This window comes from Pedobacter sp. JY14-1 (assembly GCF_029269825.1).
In the GTDB taxonomy this organism is placed as follows: Bacteria; Bacteroidota; Bacteroidia; order Sphingobacteriales; family Sphingobacteriaceae; genus Pedobacter.
Map to the genome: position 1 here is coordinate 883,327 of NZ_JARJHU010000001.1, position 24,314 is coordinate 907,640.

The 24,314-nt window shown below is 47.0% G+C and carries 18 protein-coding genes; 6 read left to right on the forward strand and 12 right to left on the reverse strand.

The window, feature by feature from the left end:
* On the reverse strand, positions 1–522 hold a 522-nt coding region (locus tag P2W84_RS03910; RefSeq protein WP_276088798.1), incomplete at its 3' end, for a porin family protein.
* A gap of 98 nt (positions 523–620) precedes the next feature.
* Between P2W84_RS03910 and P2W84_RS03915 the strand changes: the two genes are divergently transcribed.
* Positions 621–2,396, forward strand: a complete 1,776-nt coding sequence (locus tag P2W84_RS03915) for a histidine kinase N-terminal 7TM domain-containing protein (protein WP_276088799.1) — start codon at positions 621–623, stop codon at positions 2,394–2,396.
* 127 nt (positions 2,397–2,523) lie between these two features.
* The gene (locus P2W84_RS03920; protein ID WP_276088800.1) at positions 2,524–3,669 is read left to right on the forward strand and encodes a tetratricopeptide repeat protein; all 1,146 of its coding nucleotides are present in this window, start codon (positions 2,524–2,526) and stop codon (positions 3,667–3,669) included.
* On the opposite strand, the gene P2W84_RS03925 is transcribed toward P2W84_RS03920, so the two are convergent.
* Positions 3,659–4,255 (reverse strand): riboflavin synthase, encoded by a 597-nt coding sequence (locus tag P2W84_RS03925; protein ID WP_276088801.1) that lies wholly within the window; start codon positions 4,253–4,255, stop codon positions 3,659–3,661. The genes P2W84_RS03920 and P2W84_RS03925 overlap by 11 nt on opposite strands.
* 275 nt (positions 4,256–4,530) lie before the next feature.
* Between P2W84_RS03925 and P2W84_RS03930 the strand changes: the two genes are divergently transcribed.
* Entirely contained in the window at positions 4,531–5,391 is an 861-nt protein-coding gene (locus P2W84_RS03930) for an N-acetylglucosamine kinase (protein ID WP_276088802.1), read from the forward strand.
* A gap of 98 nt (positions 5,392–5,489) precedes the next feature.
* On the opposite strand, the gene P2W84_RS03935 is transcribed toward P2W84_RS03930, so the two are convergent.
* Entirely contained in the window at positions 5,490–6,179 is a 690-nt protein-coding gene (locus P2W84_RS03935; protein WP_276088803.1) for an NUDIX domain-containing protein, read from the reverse strand.
* Positions 6,180–6,296: 117 nt separating this feature from the next.
* On the opposite strand from P2W84_RS03935, the gene pfkA reads away from it, so the two are divergent.
* Genes pfkA through gap form a run of 3 tightly spaced genes read left to right on the forward strand, consistent with a single transcriptional unit; the run spans position 6,297 to position 9,140 of the window.
* Positions 6,297–7,283: a 6-phosphofructokinase gene (pfkA, locus tag P2W84_RS03940; protein WP_276089032.1), complete on the forward strand. Its 987-nt coding sequence runs from the start codon at positions 6,297–6,299 to the stop codon at positions 7,281–7,283.
* A gap of 5 nt (positions 7,284–7,288) precedes the next feature.
* Positions 7,289–8,131 carry a hypothetical protein gene (locus tag P2W84_RS03945; protein ID WP_276088804.1) on the forward strand — a complete coding sequence of 281 codons (843 nt, stop codon included), beginning with the start codon at positions 7,289–7,291 and terminating at the stop codon, positions 8,129–8,131.
* 10 nt (positions 8,132–8,141) lie between these two features.
* Positions 8,142–9,140 (forward strand): type I glyceraldehyde-3-phosphate dehydrogenase, encoded by a 999-nt coding sequence (gap, locus tag P2W84_RS03950; RefSeq protein ID WP_276088805.1) that lies wholly within the window; start codon positions 8,142–8,144, stop codon positions 9,138–9,140.
* Between the two features lie 65 nt (positions 9,141–9,205).
* On the opposite strand, the gene P2W84_RS03955 is transcribed toward gap, so the two are convergent.
* The 9 genes from P2W84_RS03955 to P2W84_RS03995 form a co-directional block, all read right to left on the reverse strand.
* Positions 9,206–11,233: a heavy metal translocating P-type ATPase gene (locus P2W84_RS03955; RefSeq protein WP_276088806.1), complete on the reverse strand. Its 2,028-nt coding sequence runs from the start codon at positions 11,231–11,233 to the stop codon at positions 9,206–9,208.
* Positions 11,234–11,281: 48 nt separating this feature from the next.
* Positions 11,282–12,526, reverse strand: a complete 1,245-nt coding sequence (locus tag P2W84_RS03960; protein ID WP_276088807.1) for an efflux RND transporter periplasmic adaptor subunit — start codon at positions 12,524–12,526, stop codon at positions 11,282–11,284.
* Positions 12,527–12,531: 5 nt separating this feature from the next.
* Complete coding sequence (locus P2W84_RS03965) at positions 12,532–16,890, reverse strand: CusA/CzcA family heavy metal efflux RND transporter (RefSeq protein ID WP_276088808.1); 4,359 nt, start codon at positions 16,888–16,890, stop codon at positions 12,532–12,534.
* A gap of 89 nt (positions 16,891–16,979) precedes the next feature.
* Complete coding sequence (locus tag P2W84_RS03970) at positions 16,980–17,306, reverse strand: DUF6660 family protein (protein WP_276088809.1); 327 nt, start codon at positions 17,304–17,306, stop codon at positions 16,980–16,982.
* On the reverse strand, positions 17,303–17,851 hold the full coding sequence (locus tag P2W84_RS03975; protein ID WP_276088810.1) for a VOC family protein: 549 nt from the start codon (positions 17,849–17,851) through the stop codon (positions 17,303–17,305). Before P2W84_RS03975 ends, P2W84_RS03970 begins: the two co-directional genes overlap by 4 nt.
* 27 nt (positions 17,852–17,878) lie before the next feature.
* A complete protein-coding gene (locus tag P2W84_RS03980) occupies positions 17,879–18,505 on the reverse strand; it encodes a class I SAM-dependent methyltransferase (protein WP_276088811.1) in 627 nt (208 codons plus the stop codon).
* Positions 18,506–18,612: 107 nt separating this feature from the next.
* Positions 18,613–19,620 (reverse strand): LLM class flavin-dependent oxidoreductase, encoded by a 1,008-nt coding sequence (locus P2W84_RS03985; protein WP_276088812.1) that lies wholly within the window; start codon positions 19,618–19,620, stop codon positions 18,613–18,615.
* A gap of 137 nt (positions 19,621–19,757) precedes the next feature.
* The gene (gene glgB / locus P2W84_RS03990) at positions 19,758–21,668 is read right to left on the reverse strand and encodes a 1,4-alpha-glucan branching protein GlgB (protein WP_276088813.1); all 1,911 of its coding nucleotides are present in this window, start codon (positions 21,666–21,668) and stop codon (positions 19,758–19,760) included.
* The gene (locus P2W84_RS03995) at positions 21,668–24,145 is read right to left on the reverse strand and encodes a glycoside hydrolase family 31 protein (protein ID WP_276088814.1); all 2,478 of its coding nucleotides are present in this window, start codon (positions 24,143–24,145) and stop codon (positions 21,668–21,670) included. The genes glgB and P2W84_RS03995 overlap by 1 nt, the downstream gene beginning before the upstream one ends.
* Positions 24,146–24,314 lie beyond the last annotated feature (169 nt).

Below are 24,314 nucleotides of genomic sequence, written 5' to 3' on the forward strand. Positions count from 1 at the left end.
TCCGATCTTGGAAAGACCTGCCTCATAACGCAGATCTACGCCCAGGTTGCGTATGTCCAGACCTGCGCCGAACTGCCAGGCAATATTTTGTCCTTTAAAATTTCCCTTAAAGGCATTGCTGGCAGCATCACTGAATGATTGTTCATCGTCGAGAATAAAGGAAACCACGGGACCTGTATTCAGCCGCACACCAATTCCGGCTGCTCCGATCTTGGTACCTACGAGCACCGGAATATCCATGCTGGTAAATTTCACCTTGTTTTCCTGACCATTAGCATCCTTGAGGGTTGTATTTTTGCCGCTCAGATAAAGTTCAGGCTGCAGATGAATGCCAGCAGCACCGATACGTGCCCAAAGACCTGCATAATAGCCAGCCCTGTTATCGCTGCTGAAAGTATTCTCCGTACTGAGTTTGGACAAGTTTGCCCCTGCCTTCACTCCCAACTGGAAACTTGGGAGCACCTGGCTGAAACCGGCAAGGCTAATGCCGGCAAATAACATCGTTAGGATTATTTTCTTCATGTCGAAAGGTATAAAGTTTTTTTGTTTTAAAACAAAACTAATATATAAAGGTTTTTCCGTTTATTTGAGATAAAATTACGTAGTTTATCCCAGGGATAATGGATTTTAACTTCAATTTCCTTTCTGTTATTCTTATTTTCTGCGGCTCTGCTACGCTCTTTCTTTCTTACTATGTATATAAAAAGGGCGGCGAGGCTGTCAGGTTCTTTGGACTGATGATGCTGGCGAACGCCATATGGTCGCTTGGATATGGTTTTGAACTGGCCAGCTCTACACTCGACCAGGTCAAAACCTTTATCAACATCGAATACCTCGGCATTACCGCGCTGCCGCTTACCTGGTTCCTTTTCTGTCTGAAACTTTCGGGAAAAGAGAACTGGTATAAGCACAGGGTAAGGCTCCCCTTGTTGATAGCGGTACCGGTCATTACAGTATTACTGGTTTGGACCAACACGTACCACCACCTCCACTATAAAAACTATTATCTTGACTATAGCGAGGACATACCTACGGTAGTGATCGAAAGAGGTCTGTCCTACTGGCTTTTTACGGTTTATTTTTACGCATTGCTGGCGGTTGGCAGCTATATGCTTATTGTTAAATTCCGAAAGGCAGATCCTATTTACAAGCGGCAAAATTACAGCATTATTGTTTCGGCGATGATCCCCTGGCTGACCAACATTTGCTATCTGGCGGGTCTGAGGCCAATGAAAAACCTGGATCTGACCCCCTTTGCCTTTATTGCCACGATTTTCCTGATCTCACTGGCTATTTACAGGTTCCGGCTCTTTGACATCCTACCGGTTGCCAGGGAAAAAGTACTGGACCTGATGCAGGATGGTTTTCTGGTACTTGACAACCATCTTCGGGTTATTGATCACAACAAGGCATTCAAAAAATATATTCCCTCACACCTGGGCAATAAAGTGATCGGAATGCCTGTAGACAAACTGTTTCCCGGACAAGAGGACCTATTTGATTTTCTGGACGGGCACCGTCAGGGAAAAATCGAGCTCAAAGTAAGTGTTCCCGGCGAACAATTTGATCTGGAGGCAGACATCGGCTACCTGAATGAAAATAAGATTAACAATGATGCGGTGATCATCAAATTGCAGGACCTTACCGTACTCAGGGCAGATTCGCTGAAGTCTAAAGCGCAGGCTGAAGAATTGCGCCAGCTTAACCAGCAGAAGGACAGGATCTTTTCTATCATCTCGCACGACCTCAGGGCTCCGCTGGTCAATCTATCCGAAGTGCTGAAGATGATATCCAACGACCAGATCAGCATAGAGGAATTCAAGGAGCTTTCGCCTAATCTCAGCAAGGACATACTCTATACAACAGATTTACTGGAAAATATCCTGCACTGGTCAAGGAGCCAGATGAAAGGCTATGGAATCAACAAGGAATTCTTTGATTTGAAAGGCCTGATCGTCAACGAAGTGAATTATCATATGCCTTCTGCAAAGGCCAAAAAGATAGAGATCATCCAGGATGTCTTTCCCGGAGAAATGGTATACGCCGATATCCTGATGATACAGATCGTCGTACGGAACCTGTTAAACAATGGGATAAAGTTCTGTCATGAAGGCTGTACCATCCATATCACCGCAGTATATTCTGGAAATCAAATGATCCGTCTTTGTATTGCAGACAATGGCATTGGCATGGACAAGGATAAAATAAAAACGCTGTTTACGACAGAAAGTCAATCTACCAGGGGTACGATGAACGAAAAGGGTACAGGCATAGGACTAATTGTATGTAAAGAATTTGTCGAGCGCAATGACGGAAAGATCACAGTGGAAAGTGAACCCCGAAAGGGCTCAAAATTCTTTATCTACCTTCCTGTTGACGTACCTCAGGAAGCCTGATAACGAATAAGCCTTCTTTTTTCTGCCTTAAACCGTTGTCTGGGCAATTATGTTTTCATAAAAAAACAGATGGGTGAGGGCTTTGGCCATGTAATTGCTTATTTTGCAGGACACACACATTGAAATGATGAAACGGACATTAACGGTACTGATCTTTTTGCTTTCCCTTTCTTCACTGCAAGCTCAGGATAGCGTCAAGGTTGACGATGGCAGGTTGCTCGATTATTATAGTGCGCAGCAGTATACGGAAGCAGTAAATTATCTGGAGGGGTTTTACAAACCAGAAACAGAAAGTAAAAAGGGACTCACACTGCTTGCCTATGCTTATTTAATGGCCGGCAGGCTTTCCGAAGCGGAAAAACAATACCTGAAGCTAAATACAATTGACAGCGGAAATATCCAGGTATTATCCGGCCTGGCTGCCGTCAGCAGCCAAAAGGGAGATGTGCAGCAGGCTAAAGAGCGGTATGAGGCAATCCTCGCAATCGATAGTACGAATTTCAATGCCATCAAACAACTGGCCTTGCTCAGCAAGAATGCGCTGGACATTAACAGGGTCAAATACCTGCGCAAAGCCAATGATCTGAATAATGCGGATGGTGAAATTGCGCTTGAACTCTCGCAGGCCTATCTGCGGATGGAGTTTTATGACCGTGCCAGTGCCGTGCTGGATGCGGCGCTGGCCGCCGACAGTACTAATCTGAAACTGCTTGAAGTGAAGTTGCCGGTTAATATTGCAGTTAAAAAATATGACCTGGCCATAGAAACCGGGAAATTTCTACTGGCACATCGCGATAGTTCTGTATTTGTACTGGAAAATCTCGGAAAAGCATATTATCTGAGCCTTGACTACCAGAATGCATTGCGTTGTTTCCTCCTCACCGAAACACGTAGCAAAGACAAGGAAGCGACCTATTTTAATATCGCACGCAGTTACCGTGGAATAAAGGACTATATCAATGCGGTAACCTATCTCCAGAAGGCAATTAAAACCGGCGTATCGCCGATGGCGGCCAGCTACTATGGCCTGCTGGGTGATTCGTATGAGAACCTCAATAAAAATGACGAAGCGGATAAAGCTTATAAAAAAGGCCTCGATTTTGAAAATGACGGCAGTTTGCTGTATAATATTGCGCTGTTATATGAAAACAAGCGCAACGACAAAAAGAGTGCGATCAGCTACTATGAACAGTACCTGAAGACATTGGATAAGCAGAAACAGGCTAAGCTGATCAGGTTCATTAACAACAAGATTGAGGAACTCAAACGCTAGCTGAACGCGCGGTCAGGCGGGCAACATACTTGCCGATGATATCGAACTCGATGTTGACGGTATCACCTTCATTGACTTCCTGTAAATTGGTATGTTCAAAAGTATAGGGGATAATGAATACAGAGAATTCCCCTTCTTCCGACCCTACGACCGTCAGACTGATACCATTGATACATACAGAGCCTTTCTCTACAGTAATATTACCCGTAGCGCTGTTGTATCGGAACCGGTATTCCCAACTGCCTTCCAGCTCGCTGCGCCTGACACACATTGCCGTCTGGTCGACATGGCCCTGGACAATGTGACCATCCAGGCGTCCGTTCATGAGCATACAGCGTTCCAGGTTAACTTTACTTCCGGGCCGTAGCAATCCCAGGTTCGTTTTCTGCAATGTTTCCGCTATGGCCGTGACAGTATGCATACCTTCTGATAAGGCGACTACAGTGAGACAGACGCCGTTATGGGCAACGCTTTGATCGATCTTCAATTCGCGACTGATATCTGAACGAATGGTAAAATGGAGGTTAGTCCCCTCTTCCCTGATGCCGGCGACTTCGCCAAGTGTTTCTATTATTCCTGTAAACATAGTTTTGACGTCGCTAAAATTCGTCCTTTTTCCCGATTTAAACTAAAAAAAAACAGTATTTGGATTTTAAAATACTAAGTGTATTTTAGGCTTAGTGTTTTTTTAACAATATGGTAACTTCGGAGATTCGGGGAAATCCTGAAGAAAACCCCTTAAAACATAGCTGAAACCCGATTTTTTTATTTTAAAACCAAACCTATAAATTAAATTTATGAAAAAAAACCATACCAAAGTGTCAGGATTATTTACTTTTACCCCACTAAAAACAAATTGAGATGATAGTTATTGCAGATGGTGGCTCTACCAAAACCAATTGGTGCTTGATTAATGAGGCCGGAAGAAAGATCCTTTTTAATACCGAAGGGTACAACCCTTATTTTTCCAGCACGGAATATATTGTTGAGTCACTCAGGGCTTCACTCCCGGAACACCTGGAAACAGAAAAACTCACCGAAGTTAACTATTACGGTGCGGGTTGCTCTACCGACGCCAAACGCAAGATTGTTGCGGATGCCATGAAGCAGGTCTTTGTCAATGCCCAGATCAACATAGGTCATGATCTCCTGGCTTCATGCAGGGCGCTATTGGGTGATGAGTCTGGTTTTGCAGCCATACTTGGCACAGGTACCAACTCCTGTCTGTATGACGGTAAGGACATTACACTGAATATTGATTCCCTGGGTTATTTTCTGGGTGACGAAGGTAGTGGCTGCTATATTGGAAAGCGGATCCTTTCTGACTATATGAAAGGCTATATGCCCAAAGGGTTAAGAGAGAGTTTCTACGATAACTTCGCGCTCACCAATGAGGATATTTTTGACCACATCTATAATAAGCCTCTGCCTAACCGTTTCTGCGCAAGCTTTAGTAAATTCCTTTATGATTTTAAGGATAACTACGAAGATTATACTTATTCGACGGTTGACTATGCCTTTACAGCATTCTTCGACGCTTTGGTAACACATTATCCGAATTACAAAGAATATACATTGAACTGCGTAGGTTCAGTTGGTTACAGCTTCCGCGACATCCTGAGCGTGGTAGCAGACCGTTATGAAATGGGGGTCGGCAAGATCATCCGTTCACCGATAGATGACCTGGTCGACTACCACCTGCACATTGCCGGCAAGAAATAAGACTACTGGTTTTTAATTTACAAAAGCCCCGTGGAAACACAGGGCTTTTGTAATTTCAGCAACATCTTTAGGAAGCCAACACGCACGGTTTCCCACGGCTAAAAGGAAATCTCCTTTCCAAAAAGCTTTGCATATTTGCGCTTGTCAAACTTATACAGCGTAGCTGCCCGGAAAGACACGCCTTGCTGCTTTTCTTCCAGATCCTTCAGTACACCGAAGCTCAGCATCTTCTTTCGGAAATTGCGTTTGTCAAGTTTCTTATTCAGGATCACTTCATATACATTCTGGAGCTGGGTAAGTGTAAACTTCTCCGGAAGAAGCTCAAAAGCGATGGGCTGATGCTTAATCCTTCTCTTGATCTTTTCCAGGCCCTTTTCGAAAATTTGCTGATGATCAAAGGCCAGTTTCGGAAGGTCTTTTACATTTCTCCAGTAAGCCTGTTTGGCATAATTACTCATTGGTTTGAGCGATTTCTCGCCACCTAAACGGAGTAACGCATAATAAGCTATACTGACCACTCTTCCCTGAGGGTGACGATTGACGTCACCAAAGGTATAAAACTGTTCCATATAGATATTGGTGAGCCCCGTAAGTTCCCTGAGTATTCTTGAGGCGGACTGATCGAGGCTTTCACGCTCTCCTACAATGTTGCCGGGTAAGGCCCACCAGTCTTTAAAGGGCTCTTCATTCCGCTCGATCAAAAGAATTTTCAATTCTCCTTCATCGAACCCGAATACCACACAATCAATTGAAAAAGTAGAATCAAACTTTGGTAGACTTTCTTTCAAAATATTAATTTTATAAATATTGAAGCAAATAAATATACTTGTTTTCGTTTTACATAGAAAAATACAAAATAAATTACTTAGTGTAAAACATACACGCTATATTCGTATAAATAAATGATGAAACCAAATATTAAGAATATTGCAGTATTAACCTCAGGTGGAGATGCCCCGGGAATGAACGCTTGTATACGGGCGGTAGTGAGAACCGGCATCTATAATGGCGCAAACGTTTTTGGTGTTTTGCAGGGCTACCAGGGGCTGATCAATAACAACATTTTCCCGATGGATGCACGCTCGGTAAGTAACATCATCCATCAGGGCGGGACTATGCTGAAAACAGCGCGGTGCCTTGAATTTAAAACAGACGAGGGCCTTGATATCGCATTTGAAAACCTGAAGTCCAGGGATATAGATGGGCTAGTTGTTATCGGTGGCGACGGCACCTTTACCGGTGCTCAGCGCTTTGCAAAGAAACATGGTGTAAGGGTAATGGGTGTTCCGGGGACGATAGATAATGACCTTTATGGTTCAGATTTTACGCTGGGTTATGATACGGCCATCAACACGGTGATTGATGCCATTGATAAGATAAGGGATACAGCAGACTCGCATGACCGTCTTTTCTTTATAGAAGTAATGGGCAGGGATTCTGGCTGCATCGCTTTAAGGAGCGCGATTGCAAGTGGGGCTGAAGCTGTATTGCTGCCTGAAAAACATACCAGCATTGACGAGCTGATCACTCAGCTTGAAATCGGTGCCTCGACTAAAAAATCCTCCAGTATCGTGATTGTCTCCGAAGGCCATAAAGCGGGGGGTGCATATGACATTGCTAAGGCGGTGAAAGAACGTTTTAACCACTACGATACCAAAGTAACGATACTGGGCCACCTGCAAAGGGGCGGCAGTCCTAGCAGTTTCGACCGCATTCTGGGCAGCAGGCTTGGTTTTGCTGCCGTAAATGAACTGCTGAAGGGTACGACCATGCATATGGTGGGTCTACGCGGTAACGAGATTGCGACCACCAGTTTGGAGGAAGCGTTGAATAAACATAGCTTTAAGCTGGAAAGCGACTTGCTGGAGATGACAAAAGTACTGTCCATATAATATTGATGATAGCGGTAGTGTACAGCGGATCAAAGACTGCCTTCTGGAAAATCGCCAGGGACGGTAAGACCATTGCCGAATGTACCATGCCGGGAATCAACCCCTGTTTCAATGATCAGAAATCCATCCTGCAGTTCCTCAATAAAAAGGTAACGCTGGTCAACCATGCAGAAAGCATCCGCAGGATTTATGCTTTTGCAGCAGGAGCTTCATCACCCGAGCGCAGGCAGGAACTGGCCGATACACTTGGCCTGTTCTTTAAAAACAGTAAAATTACAGTCAGAGACGATCTTTACGGTGCCGCAATTTCTGCCTGTTATCACCACAATGGTATTGTGGGTATCCTGGGAAGCGGATCCAATTGCGCGTACTTTGACGGCCGGAACCTGGAAAAAAACAATTTTGGTCTTGGGTATATACTGGGCGATGAGGGTTCCTCCAACTATCTTGGCAAGATACTGCTGAGGGGATTTATACAGAAAAAAATGCCGCTGGACATTTATCAGAAGTTTGAGACCCGGTACAGTCTGGACAGGCCCCAGATACTGGAGAGAATATACAAGAAACCTCTGGCCCAGCAATTCCTCAGTTCCTTTTTCGATTTCTTCCTGGAAAATCGTGATCATACCTATATTCAGGGGATTGTCAATAACGCATTTGAGAAATACTTCAGTACCTATCTGCTCCCCGTAATAAGGCAACATCCGGACAAACAGATACACTTTGTAGGTATAGTCGCAGGAAACTTTCAGGAAGAACTGCGTACTACTGCAGCAAATTACAACCTGGAAATTACATCAATAACTAAAGAACCGATTTATAATTTACTAAACTACTATTCAAATTAATACAATTAAGATGAGCAAAATTGGAATAAACGGCTTTGGCCGTATCGGCAGACTGGTGTTCAGGGCCGCATTAGAAAGAGGACTCGACATCGTAGCGATCAATGACCTTGTTGAGCCGGACTACATGGCTTACATGTTAAGATATGATTCTACCCACGGTCAGTTTAAAGGAACGATCGAAGTAGCTGACGGAAATCTGGTCGTTAACGGCAAGACCATCCGCATTACTGCTGAGCGTGATCCTGCAAACCTGAAATGGGGAGATGTAGGTGTAGAGACTGTAATTGAATCGACAGGTTTGTTCCTGACTAAGGCTGATGCAGAAAAACACCTGGCAGCCGGTGCAAAAAGGGTAGTGTTCTCCGCTCCTGCAAAAGACGACACCCCCACTTACGTCATGGGTGTAAACCACCACAAATTGACCGCTGACCAGACCATCGTATCTAATGCTTCATGTACTACGAACTGTCTGGCGCCGATCGCTAAAGTACTGAATGACAAATGGGGCATTGCTGAAGGCCTGATGAGCACCATCCACGCCGTTACCGCAACCCAGAAAACTGTAGATGGTCCTTCAGCAAAAGACTGGAGAGGCGGCCGCGGTGGTTTCTCCAACATTATCCCTTCATCAACCGGTGCAGCTAAGGCTGTAGGCCTGGTACTTCCTGAACTGAAAGGCAAACTGACCGGTATGTCTTTCCGTGTTCCTGTGGCAGACGTGTCTGTAGTAGACCTGACCGTACGCCTGGAAAAACCAGCTACTTATGAAGAGATTAAACAAGCCATGAAAGAGGCTTCCGAAGGTGAGCTGAAAGGTGTTCTGGGTTATACCGAAGATGAAGTGGTTTCTTCAGACTTTATCGGCGACAGCCATGCTTCTATCTTTGATGCAAAGGCTGGTATCTCTCTGAGCGATAACTTTGTAAAAGTGGTATCGTGGTACGATAACGAATGGGGCTATTCATCTGCGCTGGCCAAGTTCGTTGAATACTATTCGAACTTAAAATAGGACCTGAATACAGGTTTATCTCAAAAAGGGATGCCACAGCTGCGGCATCCCTTTTTTGTTTGACATTAAGATAACAACTCTTGTTCCCTGATGCTGATGTGCTGTATCCTCACTGCATTCAATATCGCCAGCAGCGCTACACCTACATCGGCAATTACGGCTTCCCAAAGTGTAGCTACTCCCCCGGCACCCAATCCCAGCACAATTAGTTTTACACTCATCGCCAGGACGATATTTTGCCATACGACACGACGTGTAAGCCTGCCCACTTTGATTGCGGTTACGATTCTGGAAGGCTGGTCATTCTGGATCACGATGTCTGCGGTTTCGACAGTAGCGTCACTCCCCAGGCCGCCCATGGCAATCCCTGCATCAGCCAATGCCACTACTGGTGCATCATTTACACCATCCCCTGCAAAGGCCATCTTGCTCCCTCCATCTTTCAGCGCCTGTACCCTACCTACCTTGTCTTCCGGCAACAGGCCGCCATACACTTCGTCTATCTGCAGTTCTGAGGCAACACGATCTGCAACTTCCTGCTTGTCTCCACTCAGCATAACCACACGGATGCTCAAGGCATGCAGGCCGCTTACTGCCTCCGCAGCATCTGGCTTCAGTTCATCTGCAATAATAATATGTCCCACATATCTACCGTCAACAGCGATCATCACCATGGTATCCACCCCCTCATTAAGGCTGTGCGCATAACTTACACCAAACTTCGTTAGCAAGCGGGTATTGCCTGCCAACACTTCATGCCCTTCTACGCGGCCTTTAAGACCATGGCCTGCAATTTCCTCCAGGGCAGAAACCTCCAGTCTGGGTAGTGGCACATTAATGTTTTGCTGCGCATAGCTCACAATTGCCAGGGCAACCGGATGTGAAGACTTGCTTTCCAGAGCACCGGCAAACTGTAGCAGTTCCTCAACGGAAATATCCGCAGCAACAACCTGCTGTACCCTGAATACGCCACGGGTCATCGTACCCGTCTTATCTACGACGACTGTATCTACCTTTGTCATCACATCCAGGTAATTCGCCCCCTTAAACAAGATACCATGACGGGAAGCCAGACCAATGCCACCGAAATATCCAAGTGGTATGGATACCACAAGGGCACAGGGGCAACTGATCACCAGGAATACCAGGCCCCGGTATAACCAGTCACGAAAGGTATAATCGGCAACAAAAGCCATAGGCAGTAATACGACCAGCAGGGCAAGAAAGAATACGATAGGGGTATATATCTTCGCAAAGCGGGAAATGAACAATTGCGTCTGCGACTTCCTTGTCGTGGCATCCTGCACCATTTCCAGTATCCTGCTCAGTTTACTGTCTTTAAATAACGCGGTCACGCTTACCTCGGCCAGTTGGTTCAGGTTGATCATACCTGCATATACCGCACCGCCTTTCTCTTTTGTATCTGGTTTACTTTCACCCGTCAATGCAGCACTATCGAAAGCAGCGTGTTCTGAAAGCAGTATACCATCTACAGCAACTTTCTCGCCTGGTTTCAGCTGCACCCGGTCACCTATCTGTACCACTGCAGGGTCCAACGTTTTCCATATGCCATCTCTCCATACGGTCGCCTGGTCTGGTCTGATATCCAGCAAAGCTTTAATACTCCGCTTCGCGTTGTTCACAGCAGTATCCTGGAACCATTCCCCTATTGAGTAAAAGACCATAACCGCTACACCCTCGCTATAGGAGCCGATCGCAAAGGCACCTAAAGTGGCGATGCTCATCAGGAAAAACTCATTGAAGAAATCCAGTCGGAGCGCCTTTCGGAAAGCGAGCAGCAACACCTCATAACCGGAAAGCAGGTAGGCAGTTATATAAATTACCAGCCCCAACCAGCGTTCAGGGATGACATCAAAGCCGTATTCCAATACCAGCATGACCATCAGGATGAACAGCGCCGCAAGCAACGGCCAGTGTACGGTCCAACTACCATGATTATCTGCGCCGTGCTCATGGTCATCCTTGTGCTTATGGCCCCGATGCCCATCCGGTTGCGGGGAGTCAGCCTGTGATTCTGCCCCGCAACAGTCTCCGCAGGCAGAATGATATTGTTTGTATCTGATGTAATCCATGGTACTAAATGAGTATAAATATAAACCTTTATTCTGTACATCAGCAGTTTAGTGCTCGTGCCCTTCTGGCCCGCCCAGCTTCGCATTGACGAAAAATGCGCCTTTGGTCACTATCCTGGCCGCGCCCGCAATGTCCTTCAGCGGGGTAACGGCAGTGTATCCCATATTCGACACTCCTTTTATTACCTCTATCCTTTCAAAGTGCATCTTTTCCTCCTTATGCTGTGGTTCAACAGGTATGCCGGCAGCTTTCTCTTCTGTTAATACGAAGATGTAGTACCTGCCGTCATCTTCGGCAATTGCTCCGTCGGCAACCGCTGGTCCTACTACATTATTCAGGCTCACTATCCCGGTAATGTTCATTCCCCCGATCAGCCCCTGCTTGTTACCCACGACCTTGCAGTGTACAGCGATGGTCTTACTTTCGTTCTCAAAAGAAGATCCGATACTGAACACCTTTGCGTCATATTCCGAAGTTGGGTTATTAGTCAGCGTAAAATGTACCACCTGCCCGACCTTCATCAGCGGAAGATCTTTTTCAAAAACCTGGAGATCAAGATGCAGTGAGCTGTTGTCTACGATCTCTGCAATGGGATTAGCTACGTCAATATAACTACCGATCTTTGCAAAGATGTCGCTGACAGTCCCGCCAATCGGCGCGGTAACCACCAATGAAGATTGAATATGCCCGGTGCCGGTACGGTCTGGATTAAGGCCCATCAGTTGCAGTTGTTCACTCAGTGAAACCTTACGGCTAAGGAGGCTTGACAGTTCGGCCGTGGCAGACTGCAGGTTCTTTTTAATACCGGCATTACCTTCATTCAATTGAGTTTGCCGCTGCATTTCCTGTTCAGCCAGCGTAATCCTGCTCCCCAGTGAAGCATATTCCTCCTGTAAGGTAATAAACTGGGGATTGGACACAACAGCGACAACCTGTCCCTTCTTAACTACATCGCCGATCTGGACCTCTATAGACTTAATGACACCACCATAAAGTACCGTCGCATTTGCCTTGCTGTTATTGGGTACACGCAGCATTCCATTGGCTGTAATGGTTGCGGTAAGTTCCTTGCGCTCAATACGGCCTAAAGTAATACCTACCGCTTTAATCTGTTCTGCGCTGAGCGTGGCAGTGGCAGTCCGGGGTACATCTTGCCGGTGTTCTTGCGTTTCTGTTCCCGCCTCTTCCTGCTTCTTATCGGTATGGACGGTTCCGCCCGCGCATCCTTGCACTACCGTCAGAAAAAAAAAGACTGCGAATGGGTAAACTATTGTTTTAAAGATGATTTTCATTGCTGTTATTGATTGGTAATGACATAAAAATTAATGACTGACTGGTTCAATCGCCGGATACTTTTCAGATAGTTCAGTTCAATATCTGTCGCTGTTTGCAACGCGTAAAGGTATTCTACATATCCCACATCGCCCGTACGGTAACCGAGTTCAGCGGCGGCTACAATCTGCCTCGCATTAGGTAACGCCTTTTGTTCATAATAATGGAATTGTTCCAGATCCTGACGGTACTGGGCCATTGCATTGTAAGCCTGTGCATGAATTACGGCCTTTTGTTGCCTGGCGCTGGCCTCCGCAGACTGCCGCTGATATTCAAAAGACCTTGCCCGTGCCTTGCCTGCTCCGTAACTGAGGGGAAGGCTGAGGCCGATGCTGAATGAACCAAATCTGTTTGCCGGCCCGAAATACTTTTCCTCACCACCTATATTCTGAAAGCCGGTCAGCGATTGATTAACATACCCCAGACTGATATCGGGCAGCAATTGTGCCCGTTCCACCCTTTTATTCTGCGCAGCAACCTCAGCATCCTGCAGCAGCGCCCTTACAGAAGGGTTTGCGGAAAAAGTAACACTGTCTGCAGCAAACTCGGGCTCAAGGGGTATGAATTTCTCTTCAAAGGGTATTTCAAGATTTCCCTGTACGCTTAACAAACTGCTAAGCTGACGGGATGCCGCTTCCAGGTCCACTTCATTTTGCCTGACGAGCAGGCTGATCTCACCATATCTGACCTCAGCGGCACTGACATCTGTTTGTCTGGTATCGCCGGCGGCATGACGCAACCTTGCTACACGGATAAACTCATGATACAGACTGTCAAGCCTCCGGAACTGTACACGGCAGGCCTGAAGGTATCTGATCTCATAAAAAGCAGCCCGCACTTCGCGCTTCAGTTCATTGATCGAAAGTTCCCTCGCAATTTCCCTCGCTTTCAGCTCTGCCTGTAGTAAACCCTTCCTGGCTCCGAACAAGGTTGGGAATGGGATGCGTTGCGAAACCTGGTAGGACTGGTCGAAGGCATTACTGTTATACCGGCCCAGTTGTGCATTCACTTCAGTCTTAGGTAACTCACCTGAAGTTCTAAGCAATGCCTTACCGGCCGCTACGTCAAGGCCTCTGGCCCTGACAGCCCCGTTATTTTCCAGGGCAAGGGCAAGGGCCTCATTCACTGTTTTCACTCGCCTGGCCTGTGCAGAGGTTAGGTTTGGTACGAGCATGAACAGGATAATTATCATACCTGCAACGGGCCCCACCCGTACTTTCTTAAGCTTTGAACTGAAAACGATATATAACAAGGGTAGCACAAACAAAGTGAGTAAAGTTGCCGTCACCAGGCCGCCGATCACAACCGTGGCCAGTGGTTTCTGCACCTCTGCTCCTGCGCTGTTACTGATGGCCATAGGCAAAAATCCAAGCGACGCAACCGTAGCCGTCATGAGCACCGGACGCAACCGTATCCTGGTACCTTCACTCACCCTTTTGAGCACGTCAGCCATTCCCTCTTTTTCCAGCTGATTGAAAGTACCGATCAGCACGATGCCATTAAGCACTGCAACGCCAGAAAGGGCAATAAACCCGATCCCTGCGCTTATGCTGAAAGGCATATCCCTGATCAGCAAAGCGAATACCCCCCCGATCGCGCTCATCGGAATGGCCATAAAAATGAGCAGGGCCTGCCTGGCTGAATTGAAGGTAAAATACAACAGCATAAAGATCAGCAGCAATGATACCGGTACCGCTATGACAAGCCGCTCAGAAGCCGCCCTCAGGTTTTCAAACTGCCCTCCATAGGTAAAATAATATCCTGGTGGCAGTTTAACTTGCTGGTCAAGTTTCTGCCGGATGTCCCCAACTACACTTTCCACATCCCTGCCCTCCACATTAAACCCAACCACGATACGACGTTTGCCCGATTCCCTGCTGATCTGTGACGGACCTAATTTATACTCAATTTTTGCCACCTGGGACAAAGGCACCTGCACCCCGGTGCTGGTAGGCACTACCAGGTTATTTACATCCGCGATATCCTTCCGAAACGTACTGTCCAGCCTTACTACGAGATCAAACCTACGTTCATTCTCAAACACCTGACCGGCAGATTTTCCTGCAAACGCTGTACTTAAAATATCATTTACATTTTCGACAGTAAGCCCGTAATTGGCCAGACGGGTACGGTCATATTCTACATTGATCTGAGGAAGGCCGCCCACACGTTCCACCTGCGGCTGAGTAGCTCCTTCCACCTGTTGCACAGTCCTTGCAACCTTTTCAGCCAGCATAGCGAGCGTATCCATATTTTCTCCAAAGACCTTCACCGCAACATCTTGCCTGATGCCCGTCATGAGCTCGTTAAAACGCATCTGGATCGGCTGGTTCTTTTCGAAGAAGACACCCGGAATAACCTCCAGACGCTCAAGAAGCTCATTGGCCAACTGATGATAACTTTTAGCAGATATCCATTGTTCCCGGGGTTTCAGCACGATAATCAGGTCAGTAGCTTCAGGTGGCATAGGATCAGTTGGAACCTCTGCCGATCCGGTCTTGCCGACCACCATCTTCACTTCCTCAAATTGCCTGATGATTCGTGAGGCCTGCATAGAAGTCTCCATACTCTGACTAAGGGAACTACCCTGTGGAAGGATGCAGTGAAAGGCAAAGTCGCCCTCCTGCAACTGCGGAATAAACTCCCCACCCATTCTGCTGAAAACCCAAAGGCTCAGAAAAAATACAGCCACTGATGTTGTAATAACGGCAACCCTGAAACGAATGGCTTTTTGCAGCAAAGGCTGATAAATCGCCTGCAACCGGTCCATCATCTTGTCGGAAAATGTCCTTTTGTGTACATTCTTCTTTGACAGGAATAATGCGCACATCATCGGAATATACGTAAGCGAGAGCATCAGTGCGCCGAGGATTGCAAACCCCACCGTCTTGGCCATAGGCACAAACATTTTCCCCTCTACTCCTGCCAGAGTAAGGATAGGGATATAAACAATCAGGATGATGATCTCACCAAATGCGGCACTGCTTCTGATCTTCGAAGCAGACGCAAACACTTCTTTGTCTATTTCTGCCTGGGTAAGCCTGCTTATCGATTTGCGCAAGCCCAGGTGGTGCAGTGTTGCCTCAACAATGATCACCGCACCATCCACAATCAATCCGAAATCTATCGCCCCCAGGCTCATCAGGTTGGCGCTAACCCCAAACACCTTCATCATTCCGAGGGCAAACAGTAAAGATAAAGGGATGGCGGAAGCAACAATCAGTCCTGCGCGGAGGTTACCCAGGAAGACAAGCAGCACGAAGATCACGATCAATGCTCCTTCAATCAGGTTCTTTTCTACCGTACGCATTGCCCTGTTTACCAGGTCGGTCCTGTCTAAGTAAGGTTCAATCACAACATCTTCCGGCAGTGATTTCTGGATAACGGGGATTTTCGCCTTAATACTTCTTACCACCTCATTGCTGTTCGCACCTTTCAGCATCATGACCACCCCTCCCACTGCGTCCACCTCTCCGTTATAAGTCAGCGCTCCATATCTTACGGCATGGCCAAATCGCACCTCAGCAACATCCCTGATGAAAACCGGAATGGTTCCCTTCTGCTGCCTTACTGCGATCTTGCGCACATCTTCAAGTGAAGTCACTAAGCCCACACCCCGGATAAAATAGGCATTCGGCTTTTTATCGATATATGCTCCGCCCGTGTTCTGGTTATTTTGTTCCAGCGCATTGAATATATCGGTAACCGTAACGCCAAGTGCACGGAGGCGCGAGGGATTAACGGCAACCTCGTACTCTTTCAATTCTCCACCGAAACTGTTTACTTCTGCAATGCCAGGCGTTCCGTTAAGCTGTCTGCGTACAATCCAATCCTGCATGGTCCGCAAGTCTTTTGCATTGTACTTTTTCTCACTTCCCTTTTTAGGATGAAGGATATACTGGTAAACTTCACCGAGCCCGGTACTTACCGGTGCTAGTTCGGGACTACCTATGCCTTCAGGTATTTGTTCCCGCGCCTGCTTCAGCTGTTCGTTCACCAGTTGCCTGGCAAAATAAATATTTACGTCTTCCCTGAAGACCACCGTGATTACTGAAAGACCAAACCTGGAAATACTCCTTGTCCCTTCCAGGCCCGCAATATTGGCGATACTTTGTTCAACCGGAAAGGTAACCAGTTGCTCCACTTCCTGACCTGCCAGGGTCGGGCAAACAGTAATGATTTGGACCTGGTTATCGGTAATATCGGGTACTGCATCTACAGGCAGTTGTGAGGCGCTCCAAAGGCCCCATATGATCAGCAACAGTGTCATTAACCCAATAATGAACTTATTGCCTATGCTAAATCTGATTATATTGTCTAACACCTTGCATCGAATTAATACTTAAAACGGCCTGCATGTCTGACGGACACGCAACGCCAATGAAATTCCGCGGGCGTTAAAGCCCCAAAATGTTAAGTAGTAATCTTAGGCGGCTGCCAGATGTTGCCGAGATAAAAGGAAATCAGTAAGGTGTCTTTTACCGCATAGATTTTTCTGGCAAAAGTGAGCGGCTTCGGTATGCTCAGCAATACAGGATGTACCTTGCCGGCAAAACTGATGTTGCAGCAGTTGCAACTGCAAAACGGTGTACAAATATCGGCAGCGTGTGTATCATGCCTTTCCCCCGGGCCAATTTCCGATCCGGGCTGTTGCTGAACGTCCTGTCCATATATATCACTGCAAGGCATTAAAAATAATGCCTGCAAATAGATACAGAACAAGACGACCAGGTATTTCACGGCTTTGGATAATCGTCATTAACCTCCAGCCAATGACCATCGGGATCTTTAAAATAAATCTGCTTAATGCCGTCCACCCTGCTTGTAACTGCCTGCTGGTCACCGGCCCAGTTTTCATAAGCAATATTACGGGCATTCAGCTTACTGATGAACTCGGTAACAGAAGGTACACTGAAGCACAGGTGCTCGTTCTTGTCATGTACCACACCAGGTCTGGCTCCGGAAATGATGTGCAGGTGACCCGCGGCTCCAAGTGAAAACCAGGTATGCCTGCCATCGTGAAAAGGCTCAGGAATAACCTCCAGGTCAAATACATTTTTATAAAAATCTGTGGATTTCTGTATATCCTCTACATAAACGGCGATGTGGTTGATCACTGCTTTCGTCTTCATATCACGTTTACCTGTATCTTTCTCAACAGCCTTTTTTTTCTGCACTACAGCACTATACCCGTTCTTGCCCTGCTTTAAGGCACCCGTCTGCGCATATACATCTGCCGACATAAAAATCAGGGCAGACAAACCCAGCCAGATCGCTTTTTCCATATCGTGTGCTTTATTACTGGAAGACAATTAATTTTTCTTTAGCAAGATGGTTAAAATTCTTGGGATTTCGCTACGGTCATTGTCGTCAAAATACTCTTCAAGGTCAACCAGGGAAAGACCATGCTTTTTGCCCGCCTGGATAAAATCCGAAACATTGTGGTTAAAACAGTCCACGACCTGTCTGCCTTCTTCAGTATCAAATCTGGCTTTTGTACCACTGTATTGTTTAAATGGATGCAACTCTCCTATGTAAACATATCCTCCGGGATTAAGTGACTTGCTGACTTCATTAAAAATATAGTCCAGGTTTTCGATATGTTCCAGCACCAGGCTGAAAGTCACCAGATCATAAAGTCCGTCACGGAAATTCCAGCGGGAAGTAATGTCGGCCTGTTTAAACTGTACCCTGTTGGAAACGACTTTGTCCTTTGCCCTGGCCAGCATCTGGTCCGAAAGATCTACCGCAGTAATCAGGGCTGCGCGGTTGATGAGCCATTCGGTATTTTTACCCGTGCCACAACCAATCTCAAGTACTTTATGAAAAGGAGCACTCGCAAGCGTAAGCTTTAGTGCAAGTCCTTCCAGATCCCTGGTTTTATTGTCATTTGTATCGTATTGTGCAGCCCAGATATTATAAGCCTGTTTAGTATTCATTCCCCGCTGGTCTAAGAATTATATAGTTTTTGCACAGCAAAAGTAATAAAAAGCCCTTAAATTCCCGTTACAGCAGCTGCTGAACAAAACGCAGGAACAGAACTTGTTCAGACGCCCCGGAAAACCTCTGATAACAACGCATACGAACGCAGACGGGCCTGGTGATCATAAATATGTGAAGTAGCCATCAGCTCATCGATACCGCTTTGATTTACAAATTTTTGCAAGGCCTGTGATATCGTATCTTTATTGCCCGCAAAAGTACAGGACAACATCTGACTGGCCTGTGCTTCTTCATAAATATCCCATATCTTCTCCATATTCTGTACAGGTGGCTGCAACAGCCTGCGCTTTCCGGTAACGATGCCTTTGAACAACTGGTACAGAGAAGTAATCAGGTAATCTGCCTCCTTATCGGTATCTGCAGCAACAACATTAACACAGGCCAGTACATAAGGCCGGGCCAGCTGGGCGGAAGGTCTGAATTCTTTCCGATAGATGTCAATGGCTGTCAGGAATTGTGCAGGTGCGAAATGGCTGGCAAAAGCATAAGGTAATCCAAGAGCGGCAGCAAGGTGCGCACTATCTGTGCTGGAACCAAGTATCCAGATGGGGATATCGAGGCCTTCTCCGGGAATGGCCCTTACAGCGCTTATGGAGTTGTCTGCTGAAAAATATTTCTGTAGCCGGAGCACATCTTTGGGAAAATCATTGGGGCCGCTGAACCGCTCTCCGCGTATGGCCATCGCCGTAACCTGGTCAGTACCAGGTGCCCTGCCCAGGCCAAGGTCTATGCGGCCGGGGAACAGCGATTCAAGCGTACCGAACTGCTCGGCGATGATCAGCGGAGAATGATTGGGCAACATGATACCACCGGAACCAACCCTGATCGAGGAAGTGTGCGCTGCAATATGACCGATGACTACCGAAGTAGCAGAACTGGCCACACTGATCATGTTATGATGCTCAGCCAGCCAGTAACGGGTATAACCCCACTTTTCTGCATGTTGCGCCAGGTCTACACTTTTCCTGAAGGTGTCGGCGGGCGAATGCCCTTCAATAACGGTAGCCAGATCAAGAACGGAATAGGGAATTTCAAACAGTGTTTTGCTCATGTTTAAGAAGTATGAGCTGCAAAATTAAGGCCCGCAGGCATCAGTACCTGCAGGCCTTGAATGTTATGACGCTATTTCAACTTTCTGATTTACTCTTTCAGTGTATCGGTGAATTCCTTTACCGCTGCGTAGCAGATTCACCTGGCTTGTTTCAAAACGATTGCGGACAAAGGCGGCAGATCCAGTACCATAGAGTATTCTCTGCCATGACAGTGTTCCTGCTCAGGGAGTAATATACCCAGGTTTGATTTTCCGCTGCCAAAGAACTCGCTCGCATCTGTGTTGAAGATTTCTCTCCATTTGGCTTTGAAAGGCAATCCTACACGATACCTTTCCCGAAACACCGGAGTCATGTTCAGGATGACAATAAGCGTCTCGCTGGCTTTGGAACCTTTACGGATATAACTGTACACGGAATGCTCGGCATCATCGGCATTGATCCACTCGAAACCTTCGTGAGAGAAACTGTGCACATACAGGGCGGGCTCTGAGGTATAAAGCTGGTTGATGGCCCGAACAGTCTTTTGCATGCCGGCATGTGGCGGATACTGCAGCAGGTGCCAGTCGAGAGAGTTCTTAAAGTCCCATTCGTGGGTCTGTGCAAACTCATTGCCCATAAACAGCAGTTTAGTCCCCGGATGGGTAAACATATAAGCATATAAAGTACGCAGGTTTGCAAATTTCTGCCACTCGTCACCTGGCATCTTGTAGATCATGGAAGATTTGCCATGTACTACCTCATCATGTGAAAAAGGCAACATAAAGTTTTCGCTGAACGCATAGGAACTACTGAAAGTGAGCTGATGGTGGTGGAACTGCCGGTGGATGGGATCGTTCTTAAAATACTTCAGGGTATCGTTCATCCAGCCCATCATCCATTTCATGCCAAAGCCAAGCCCCCCTGCATAGACCGGATGGGTAACGCCAGGATAGGTACTGCTTTCCTCGGCAATGGTATGCACGCCTTCAAAATTTCCATAGACTGCTTCATTGAGATCTTTCAGGAACAGCACCGCGCCTAGGTTCTCCCTGCCGCCATACTCATTAACCGCTGCTTCATCAGCCTTCCTGGAGAAATCGAAATAAAGCATAGAGGCTACCGCGTCTACCCTGAGACCGTCGGCATGGAACCTGTCCAGCCAGTAAAGTGCATTACTGATCAGGAAAGACCTCACCTCATTGCGGTCATAATTGAAGATATAGGACTTCCAGTCGGGATGAAAGCCTTTGCGCATATCCGAATGCTCATACAGATGGGTACCATCGAAACGGTAAAGTCCATGTGCATCACCGGGGAAATGCGAAGGCACCCAATCCAGGATCACACCGATATCATGCTGATGCAGCACATCGATCAGGTACATCAGCTCCTGCACGGTACCGTGCCTTGAACTGGCGGCATAATAGCCCGTGATCTGGTAACCCCAGGAAGGGTAGAACGGATATTCCATCACAGGCAGGAACTCAACATGTGTAAAGCCCATATCCAATATGTACGGCACAAGTGCTTCTGCGATTTCCTGGTAGGTCAGGATGCGCCTTGGGTCGGCAGGGTCACGTCTCCAGGAACCCAGATGCAATTCATAAACAGACATGGGTTTGTTCAGGGCATTGAGCTTAGGTCGTTTGCCCATCCAGCGCTTGTCTTTCCAGGTATATTCCGTGTCCCAAACTATCGAGGCTGTTCTTGGGGGCCGCTCCCAGCGAACCGCATAGGGATCACCCTTTTCAAGTTCACCCCCGTCAAAGCCGATTATGGCGTATTTATAAATGTCACCTTTTTTCACTCCGGAAATAAAACCTTCCCAGATGCCGGATTTGTCCCAGCGCGGATGTAGCACATGACTGTTACGGCTCCATTCGTTGAAATCGCCCATGACGGCCACAGACTGTGCTCCGGGCGCCCAGACGGCAAAATAAGTCCCCTTCTGCCCCTGCAGCTCAAGTGGATGCGCACCAAACTTTTCGTATAGGCGAAAATGCTTGCCTGAAACAAACAGGGAAATATCGAAATCGCTGAATAAGCTGTGGGCAAGCACCTTTTCCATTAGCTGTATATTTTAATCGTGTTGAAATTCTTATTGGAGACAAAGTGCAGACGACCAAGTTCATCCATACTGAAATCCGTAACATCTTTATCATCTACAGTGATCCTGCCAGCTTTAAATGGCAGACCAACCACATTGTATTTATACCACTCATAATTTGGGGTATACAAGCCTGTCCGGCTTTGTTCGATCAGCAGTGAAGTTGCCGTGCCTTTAACGATGAATTTCTTTTCAGAATAGATGTCCTGCTCGTAAGCAAAAGTATCTCCGTGATCTTCGTAAAGGAACGAATTCACCTCGTAGTCGGCATAGTACACGTTAAGTAATACCTCTTCTACTTCTTTTTCACCTACGTACTGCATTACCGGGTATTCCGGTATTACTGAGCCAGCCCTCACGAAAAGCGGCATATGGTCGAGAGGGGTAGCAATCGTATGTTCACTTTCACCATTCAGCACCTCCAGTGTCCAGAAGTTGTACCACGTGCCTTTGGGCAGGTAAACGATCCTCGATGTAGCCCCCTGTTCCAATACCGGGCAAACCAGTATCTTATCGCCAAAGCTAAACTCGTCCTGGCGAAAGCTGGTACTTGGGTTTTCCTGCTCCAGCATGACCAACGGACGTAGGATCGGGAAACCATATTTATGATGTTCCCAGAAGACCGAATAAAGATAAGGCATCAGGCGGTACCGGAGTTCAATATAAGTACGGTTGATGCTGGTATAGGGTTCACCGAAACTCCAGGGTTCTCTTTCGGCGGTATCACCGGCGGAATGCGCCCGCATAAAAGGTGAAAACGTCCCCAGCTGTATCCAGCGAGTGAACAATTCCGCATCAGGTTCTCCGCTGAAACCGCCAATGTCTGTACCACAGAACGGCACACCGGAAACAGACATGCGCTGACACTGGATGTTACCGATCTTCAGGTGCTCCCAGGTGGCGACATTATCGCCCGTCCATACGCAGGCATAACGCTGCATGCCTGAATAACCTGCACGGGTAATGGTAAAGGGTCTTTTGTTACGCATCAGCTTCTTCAATCCGTCATAGGTAGAGCGGACCATCTGCATGCCGTAAATATTATGCGCCTTACGGTGCGAACCGCGGTAGCCATCATAATTGTGCCGCACATCGTTAGGGAAAGTGCCCGATCCGAAGACCGCCGGTTCATTCATATCGTTCCAGACACCGGCCACACCGATCTCGATCAGTTCCTTGTACAGGCCACCCCACCAATCCCGCACAACCGGATTGGTAAAATCAGGAAACTGGCAGCGACCTGGCCATACATGCCCTTCCATAAAATAATCGTCACTGCGGCGGCAGAAGTAGTTATTCGCCTTACCCTCCTTGAACACCCAGTAGTTGTCGTCTACTTTGATGCCCGGATCAATCATGACCACCGTTTTGAAGCCATCATTAGCCAGTTCCTTGATCATACGCTTTGGATCAGGGAAATAGTTTTTATTCCATGTAAAACAGCGGTAACCATCCATATAGTCAATGTCCAGATATATCGCATCGCAGGGAATATTCCGCGAACGGAAGCCATGCGCAATGTCCTTTACCTTTTGCTCGGGATAATAGCTCCAGCGACACTGGTGATAGCCGAGTGCCCATTTTGGTGGCATCGGGTGAGTACCGGTAAGGCTCTGGTAACGTTTCACCACATCCATAAAGTGTGGACCATGGATATAATAATACTTCAGTTCGCCGCCATCAGCCCAGAAACTGGTCTTGGTATTGTCTTCCTGCCCGAAATCGAAATAAGAACGGAAGGTGTTGTCAAAGAAAATGCCATAGGCCGCCTGCCCATGTACACCAATATAAAACGGAATGGTACGGTACAAAGGGTCCTGGTCCCAACCAAAGGAGTAGGCATCGGTGTTCCAGTTCTGGAACTTGCGTCCCCTGAGGTTCATGTTACCGGACTTATCGCCCAGCCCGAAGAAGTTCTCTTCCTGCTGGCACTTCCTGGTGGCATACACATAGTAGCCGCCAAACTCCTTATTCTCTTCCCAGTGCATGGCAATGGCGTCTTCACTCATAACCGTCTGACTATGGTTCTCCACGAAAGAGATGAAAAAATTGTCTTTCTGAACACGGCAGGTGACTGTATTGGTAGCAATGGTGTAATATTCCGGCTGTTCGTCAAACTTGAAGGTAGTGACTTTCTGGTCTACGCTGGGTACCGCATAAGAAAAATCGTCCAGGAAAACACCATGCGGGGCCAGGCGCACACGGATGATCTCATCACTGACCACCCGTACTTCTACCCTGGCACTGCCGTCACCGAAATAAAATCGGTTGCCATCCGCGACTACACGCTGAACTCCTGTCAGATATTTCTTTACAATAGGTTTTAAATCCAGTACCGGGTTATTGAGGTGCTGGATTACTTCTTCAGTATCCTGGGCATTGATATGATCGTTAGTATGATTGACAAGCTCCTTACCTGTTTCGTTAATCTCTTCCATGTGCTGTGTGAGTGGTGTGTATAGTATACACCTAAGGTGTTAAAAATTATATTAAATGACAAGGATTATTCTTACAACTTATTTGGCAGATAAGGGGATGATCGGACGAGAATAAATGCAGGCACCTTGTTCTGATATAGAATAATGAAGGGTTGACGGGTAACACTTT